The sequence below is a fragment of the Streptomyces specialis genome (genome assembly GCF_001493375.1).
GTDB lineage: Bacteria > Actinomycetota > Actinomycetes > Streptomycetales > Streptomycetaceae > Streptomyces > Streptomyces specialis.
Map to the genome: position 1 here is coordinate 482,695 of NZ_LN929893.1, position 6,959 is coordinate 489,653.

At 75.4% G+C, this 6,959-nt stretch carries 4 protein-coding genes; 1 reads left to right on the forward strand and 3 read right to left on the reverse strand.

Annotation, left to right across the window (positions count from 1 at the left end; genetic code table 11):
• Positions 1-15: 15 nt before the first annotated feature.
• Both lhgO and BN2279_RS12055 read right to left on the reverse strand, forming a co-directional pair.
• Positions 16-1,299, reverse strand: coding sequence for an L-2-hydroxyglutarate oxidase (gene lhgO, locus BN2279_RS12050; RefSeq protein ID WP_407702231.1), 1,284 nt, complete (start codon positions 1,297-1,299; stop codon positions 16-18).
• On the reverse strand, positions 1,299-2,789 hold the full coding sequence (locus tag BN2279_RS12055; RefSeq protein WP_059008688.1) for an NsdA family TPR-like regulatory protein: 1,491 nt from the start codon (positions 2,787-2,789) through the stop codon (positions 1,299-1,301). The genes lhgO and BN2279_RS12055 overlap by 1 nt, the downstream gene beginning before the upstream one ends.
• Positions 2,790-3,377: 588 nt before the next feature.
• On the opposite strand from BN2279_RS12055, the gene BN2279_RS12060 reads away from it, so the two are divergent.
• Positions 3,378-5,453, forward strand: a complete 2,076-nt coding sequence (locus BN2279_RS12060) for an asparagine synthase-related protein (protein ID WP_059008689.1) — start codon at positions 3,378-3,380, stop codon at positions 5,451-5,453.
• 594 nt (positions 5,454-6,047) lie between these two features.
• On the opposite strand, the gene BN2279_RS12065 is transcribed toward BN2279_RS12060, so the two are convergent.
• On the reverse strand, positions 6,048-6,959 hold a 912-nt coding region (locus BN2279_RS12065; RefSeq protein WP_234347768.1), incomplete at its 5' end, for an NPCBM/NEW2 domain-containing protein.

The following is a 6,959-nucleotide window of genomic DNA, read 5'->3' on the forward strand; positions in this document are numbered from 1 at the left end:
AGCGCCCGTCGCCCGTCATCCGTCCTCGTCGAGCCGCCGCAGCAGCCGCGACGCCACCTCCCGGCCGATCGGGAGGCAAGCCGTCGCCGCCGGGGACGGCGCGTTGAGGACGTGCACGGTGTGCGGCGCCTCCTCGATGCGGAAGTCGTCCACCAGCGTGCCGTCCGGCAGCACCGCCTGGGCGCGCACGCCCGCCGGAGCGGGCTCCAGATCGTCCTCCGTCACCTCCGGCAGCAGCCGCCGCACGGCCGCCGTGAACGCCGACTTCGACCACGAACGCCGCAACTCCCCGGCCCCCGCCCGCCAGTGCCGCCGCCCCATCCGCCACAGCCCGGGGTACGTCAGCGCGTCCGCCAGGTCGCGCGGGCGGACCGTGCGCCAGTCGTACCCCTCACGCGCCAGCGCCAGCACCGCGTTCGGCCCGATGTGCACCTCGCCGTCCAGCCCGGCCGTCAAGTGCACCCCCAGGAACGGAAACGCCGGGTCCGGCACCGGGTAGACCAACCCCCGCACCAGCCCGGAACGTTCGGGCCGCAGCCGGTAGAACTCGCCCCGGAACGGCACGATCCGCAGGCCGGGGTCGTCCCCCGCCAGCCGCGCCACCCGATCGCTGTGCAGCCCCGCGCAGTTCACCATCGCCCGCGCCCGCAGCACCATGCCGTCGGCCGTCCGCACCGCGACGCCCCGCCCGACGCGGCGGTCGACGGCGACCACCTCCGCGCCCGTGCGCACGGTCACCAGCCGCGCCAACTCCCGTGCCACCGCGACGTAGTCGCACTGCCCGGTCGTCTCCACCCGTAGCGCCGCGACGCCGCGCACCGCCGGCTCGTGCTCCGCGATCTGCGCCGGGCCCAGTTCGCGCACCGGCACACCGTTCCGCCGGGCGCGCTGCGCCAGTTCGTGCAGCCGGGGCAGCTCGTCGGGCCCGGTGGCGACGATCAGCTTTCCCGGCACGGCGTGCGGAATGCCGTGCTCCGCGCAGAACTTCACCAGGGCCGCCGCCCCGCGCACCGCGAACGTCGCCTTCAGCGAGCCGGGCCGGTAGTACACCCCGCTGTGGATGACCCCGCTGTTCCGCCCGGTCTGGTGGCGGGCGGGTCCGGACTCCTTCTCCAGAACGGTCACGCTCAGCCCGGGGCGCGCGGCGCGCAGCGCGTGCGCGGTGGCCAGGCCGACGATCCCGCCGCCGACGACCACCACGTCGCAGTCGAACCGGCCCGCGCCGCGCGACGGTTCGGCGCCGGGCGACGGTTCGGCCCGGCCGGACCGGTCCCGAGATGTCCTTGTCATGCGCGCCATCATGCCGGAGCGCTCAGCAGCGGACGCGCCCGCTCCTGCAACTCCCTGACCAGCGGCTCGTCCCCGTAGGGCGCGAGGCGGTGCAGCAGGTTCCGTACGTAGTCCGTGGTGCGCGCCGACGAGATGCGTCCGGCCACCTCCACCGCCCGCGTCCCGGCCGCGCACGCCGCGTCCAGATTCCCCGACTCCAGCTCCGCGACGGCGGCGACCACCAGCCGCAGCCCGTGCGAGCGGACGAACTCCTCGGTCGGCTCGGACAGCGCCTGCTTGGTGAACCGCCGCACCTGGCCGGGGACGTTGAGGTCGATGTAGCACTCGGCGGCGTCGGCGGCGAGCCGGTCGTACGCGTAGAAGTCCAGCCAGCCCGGGTCGCCGTCGCCCTCGCGCGAGCGCTCCAGCCAGCCCTCGGCGGCCGACAGCGCCGAACCGCAGCCCGCCGCGTCGTTGGCCTTCGCCAGCGCCCGCGCCTCGACCAGCTTGAAGAAGCTCATGGTGCGGGCCGTGGCCAGCGAGCGGTTCCGCTCCAGGGCCGCCTGCGCCAGGTCCACGCCCTCGTCGGCGAAGCCGCGGTAGACCGCCTGGAGCGCCATCGACACCAGCACGTAACCGCCGAGCGGCACGTCGGCGGCGGCCCTGGCCAGCCGCAGCGCCTGGATGTAGTACCGCTGGGCCGCCTCGTGTTGCCCGGTGTCGAACGCCATCCAGCCCGCCAGCCGCGTCAGTTCGGCCGTGGCGCGGAAGAGGGAACGGCCCACGTCGTCGGTGTAGCGGCCCTGGAGCAGCGGCGCGGCGTCCGTGCGCAGGCACTCCGGCACCATGGACGAACGCCAGTCCCCGCCGCCGTATTTGGAGTCCCAGCGGCGGGCCTCCTCGGCCGCCTCGCGCAGCTTGGAGACATCGGAGTGCCCGACCCGGCCCCACGCGCCCGCACCGGAACCGGGGGAACCCCCGGAACCGCTCGGACCACCGGCCGCACCGGAGTCACCGCACCCTCGCGGGGCGCCCCCGGGACGGGACGGAGCCGCCTCGCGGGCGACGGAGGCGTCGGCCGGCGTGATCAGCCACCGCGATATCGGGGTGGCGTACGCGCTCACCGCGAACGACCCGGCCAGCGACTGCCACAGGCCCTTGCCCGGCGTCACGTCGAGCCGGAACAGCTCGGTCGCGGAGTCGACGGCCGAGGCCACGTCGCGCGGGAACGCGAGCCCCACCTCGGGTGCCGGATCGGTGTCGGCGAGGCCGATCTCGTGGAGCGGCACCGGGCGGCCCAGCTTGCCACTGATGGCGGCGGCGATCAGATGGGGCGCGGCACCCTGCGGCACCATCCCCTTGGTGACCCACCGGGCGACCGATGTCTTGTCGTAGCGCAACGTCAAACCCCGCTGCGCGCCGAGGTCGTTGACGCGCCGGGCGAGTCCGGCGTTGCTGATTCCCGCAAGGGCGAGAATCGCCCCCAGCTTCTCGTTCGGCCCGCGTTGCTCCCTGGACATGCGCGCACCCCTGCCACACCAACGGCAGCCCCGCGACCAGCGCAGGGCCTTCCCGTGTCTCCGCGAACCCAGCGTAGTTCGGTGCCTGCTGACCGTTAAGGGGCTGGAAACCGGATGGCGGATTTGTGACCGTACGGGCGTACGAGCGCTTCCCCGGACCGGCATCGTGCTCCCGCCATGTGGCCGTGCGCCCGGCTGTGCGCCGTGGGCACGGCCGGCGGCGGGCGCTTGGATGGAAAGGCGTGGGTCGGCCTGCTGCCCTGACGGATCCAGTGGGCCGGGGGAAGCCGTCGTCTCATTCCCCGCGGACGGCGGTCTGGTCCGGGAGACGACCAGCGTCTCCCGGACCACAGCACTCCTGCCCCACCCGTTGACCTGCCATGAGCCGTTCTCCGGCCAGACTTTGGCCGGAAACGATCGGTTTCCCGGCGCCTGTCGCGCGTCACACTGGAAGCCGGTCAACGCGTCGTGTAGTTCGTCATGCGGACGAACTACCACCCTGCCATGCCCCGTTCACACCCGTCCCATGGCAGCATGGGCGTACACACCTACGCGGCGGTCCAGGGAACCTCATTGGGGGAGGCGGCGATGCGGTGGTTGGTTGGGTGGTGCGGGGCCTCGGCGAGTGCTGCCCGCGACATCCAGCCCCTCGGCGCCCAGCTCCTGTGGGAAGGTCCCGACCCCCTGTGGGCCGTCGGCGACTGGCGTTCCGACGAGATCCGCCTCGTCCACGCCGACGGTGACACGCACCTGGCCGTTTTCGGGTACTGCGGGGCCGACGACGTCACGCTCCGCCGCTCCCTCGTCTCCGCCCGCGCCGGCGCCCTGCGCCAGCTCACCACCTGGCCCGGCAGCTACACGGCCGTCGCCCGGTTCGGCCGCCGGACCGTGATTCCGGCCGATCTGGCCGGCACCAAGCCCGTGTTCCACACCACGTGGGCCGGCGGCACGGCCTACGCCACCGCCGCCCTCCCGCTGGCCGACCTCACCGAGGCCCAGCTCGACGTCGCCCACCTCGCCGCGCTGCTCGCCTGCCCCGAGGCCCCGGAGGCGGTCGGTACCGGCACGCCCTACCGCGGCGTCACCCGTGTCCCGCCCGGCCACGCGCTGCGGCTGCGCGAGGGCGGCAGCCGCGACGTGCTGGACTACGAGCCGGCCGCGCCCTCCATCGTCGCCGCCCCGCCGGTCGAGCGGGAGGCCGCCGTCGCCGGGGTCCGCGAGGCCCTGGTGGAGGCCGTCCGCACCCGGCTCGCCGCCCCGCGTCACGCGCCCGAGCGCGACGGCGGCCCCATCCCCGGCATGGGCCCCGCCGACCGGCGCGCCGCCCGGCTCGGCCCCGAGCCCGCGCCCGGCGTCGGCGCCGACCTCTCCGGCGGCAGCGCGTCGGCGACCCTCGCCCTGCTGGCCGCCGGGCTGCCCGGCATGCCCGGCACCGTGTTCGGCACGGGCGCCACGCTCGCCGGGGAGCGCCTGCTGGCCGTCACGTTCAACGACCTGACCGCCCCCCGCGGCGGCCCCGGCGGCATCGCCCGCGCCGCCGAGATCGAACGGGCCCGCGTCATCGCGGAGAACCCCCGCCTCCACCACGTCGTCGTCGCCGCGGGCGAGGAGGCCCTGCCGTACGCCGACCTGGAGGGCGGGCCGCTCACCGACGAGCCGGGACCGGCCCTCGTCACCGCCGCCCGGCACCGGCAGCGGCTCGCCGCCGGCAGCGCCGACCACCTCATCGGGCACGGCGCGCGCCAGGTCCCCGACGCCCACCCGGCCCGCCTCGCCGACCTCCTCATCGATCGCAGACGCCGCCACCTGCTGCGCCCGGTCACGGCCCTGGCGAAGGCGAGCGGCGGCGGCAGCCGTTCCATGCTCGTGCCGTTCACCGTCTACCGCGCGGCCCGCAGACTCGCCCGCACCCCCTACCCGGAGGGCCTGTCCGACGCGGCCGTCCTCCTGCGCCGGCCCCTCGACGACTCGCCGCTCGCGGACGGCGCGCTCGGCGCCTCCCTGGCCGCGCTCGCCTGGTGCCGGCCAGGACCGGCCGCCCGCTGGCTGACCGGCGAGGCGCTCGCGGAAGTATCGATTCGGCTCGAAGCGTTCGCCGCCCGGCCCAAAGCGGCCACCGTCACCGGCCGCCCCGGTGTGCAACGCGCCCGCGCCGTCCTGGCCCGGCACGCCGCCGACTACCGCGTGTTCGAACAGGCCGCCGAGGTCCGCCACCAGCGGCTGCACGCCCCCTTCTACGACAACCAGGTGGTCCGCGCCTGCCAGGCCCTTCCCGAAACGCTCCGCGTCCAGCCCGGGGCGCGCGCCGATGTGCTGCGCGCCGTCCTGGAGGGCGCGGGCGTGCGCGACCTGCCGCCCGGCTGGGGCGCCACCACCCACCTCTCCCACGCGGACTCGGTCCGGGCCGGACTGCGCGCGCACATAGGAGAACTCGTCGGTCTCTTCGACGCGCCCCTACTCGCCGACGCCGGACTCATCGAGGCCCGCGTCGTCCGCAAGGCGCTGCGCGCCGCCGCCGAGGGCGAACGACTCCCGCTGGACGGGCTGGCCGAGCTGGTCTCGACGGAGGTCTGGCTACGCCGCCTCCTCACCCGCCGCGGCTCCTGCTGGACCGCCGAGGGCAACCACGACCCCAGAGCCGTCACCAGCGGCGTCAGCCCCTGACCACGGTGGCCTGACGGGTCACCCCGACGGATCCCCTGCCCGGGATGCCCGACCGTGGTCGCCCCGACTGCTGTCCCTCTGAGACGTCACCTCACCGCGGTCACCCGGACCGGGTCGCTCTGACGGGTTCGCTTCGATAAGGGTCACCTTGACGCCGGCAGCCTTCGGCCGTGGTCGTCTGACGGCGGTCACCCGGTCCGGGCCGCTCTGAGGGGTTGCTTCGATCGTGGTCACTCTGACGACGGTGGCCTTCGGCTGTGGTCGTCTGACTGTGGTCGTTGTGACCGGGTCGCTCGGTTGCGGTTACTCGGACGGGGTTCTCGACCGTGGTTACGCCGACCGTGGCCGTCTTGGCGGGTCGTCTGACGGCGGTCACTCGGTCCGGGTCGCTCTGACGTATCGCCTCGATCGTGGTCACCCTGACGACGGCAGCCTTCGGCCGTGGTCACCCTGATGACGGTCACCCTGACCGGGGTCACCCCGACCGGGGACACCCTGACGCGTCAGACCCTGACCGTGGTCGCCCGGCTGTCGTCGTCCGGCTGCGCGGTCACTCCGACCGAGGCAACCGGCCGCGCTCACCCCGGGCCTCGGTCACTCGCAGAGGATCTCCGACTCTGCCCAGTCCGCCAGCGCCAGCGGGCCCAGGGCGCTGTCCGGGCGCACCGCCAGGCGCAGTGTCTCGACGCCGGTCAGCGGTACGTTCACCGGCACGGCGTCTTCGTCCCCGCGCACGGTCGGTGACGACCACAGCTCCACGCCGTCCCCGTACACGCTGAACACGGCCGCGCCGAGCCCCTGGGTGAGGCCGTCCAGCCCCGCCGACGCCCGGTAGGAGACGCACGGACGGTTGAGGTCGATGGTCACCGAAGACAGCGCCGAGACGGTGATCCCGCCCGCGTACGCCTGGCCGTTGACCGACAGGTCGTCCCGCTGCCACACCGGGCTGCTGCCGACCAGCCGCACGGCCGGCTCGTCACCGGTGCCGAGGACGTCGAAGTCCAGCTCCCTCAGCTCGAACGGCTCCGGTGCGGGCGGCGGCTCCACGGGCGGTGACGGTTCGGGTTCCGGCTCGGGCTCGGGTGACGGCTCCGGCTCGGGAGCGGGCTCGGGCTCCGGTGTGGGTTCGGGCGCGGCGGGTTCGGGCTCGGGCTCCGGCACGGGTTCCGGCTCCGGCTCGACCCGGGGAACGGTCTGCGGCGCGGGCTCGGGGTCCGGCTCCGGTTCCGGCTCGGGCCGGGGCTCCTGCCCGACGGTGGGCGGCGGCTCGGGCGCCGCTTCCGGTGGCGGCGTGGCGGCCTGGGGACCCTCGTCCGGCCCGCCGCCCATCATGGCGATCGCGAGCGCCGCCGCCACGGCCGTCGCCAGCATGCCCGAGGCCAGGCCCGCCTTGACCGGTACGCCCAGCCCCGCGCCCGCGCCCCCGCCGCCGCCCCCGGGGGGGCGAGGCGGGGGCGGGGGGGGCGCCGGGGGGGGGCGGGGGGCCCCCCCCCCCCCGCCCCCCGC